This window comes from Lentzea indica (genome assembly GCF_012184385.1).
In the GTDB taxonomy this organism is placed as follows: domain Bacteria; phylum Actinomycetota; class Actinomycetes; order Mycobacteriales; family Pseudonocardiaceae; genus Lentzea; species Lentzea indica.
The window spans coordinates 1-484 of the sequence record NZ_VSRL01000617.1; the positions used below are offsets into that span (position 1 = coordinate 1).

Annotated in this window: 1 rRNA gene; it reads left to right on the top strand. The window is 57.4% G+C overall.

What is annotated here, in order from left to right:
- Positions 1–86 (top strand): 16S ribosomal RNA (locus FXN61_RS49980); the annotation flags it as partial.
- Positions 87–484 lie beyond the last annotated feature (398 nt).

Here is a 484-nt window from a genome sequence, read left to right on the forward strand (position 1 = left end):
GGGAGCGGTCGAAGGTGGGACTGGCGATTGGGACGAAGTCGTAACAAGGTAGCCGTACCGGAAGGTGCGGCTGGATCACCTCCTTTCTAAGGAGCATCTACCGCTGTACTGAGCGAACGTCTCAGCAGTGGTCAGAACCCACGCCAGCCTCGATGCTGGGTGGGGCTCATTAGTGGATGCTGGCTGGCATGACGGCTTGTTGCCGGCGATGTGAGTACTGCTCTTCGGAGCGTGGAAAGGATCGTTGGGGGCGGGTTGAATTGATCGGTACGCTGTTGGGTCCTGAGAGAACACGCTCTTTGTGTCTTTCAGTGATCGGGCCGCTTCGGCTCTTGAACCACCTGCTCCGTTGGGAGCCGGCAGGCGAGATGCGGATAGGGAGCGGTGTCTGATTGTTCTTTGAGAACTGCACAGTGGATGCGAGCATCTTTGTAGCAAGTTAGTAAGGGCATACGGTGGATGTCTTGGCACCAGGAGCCGATGA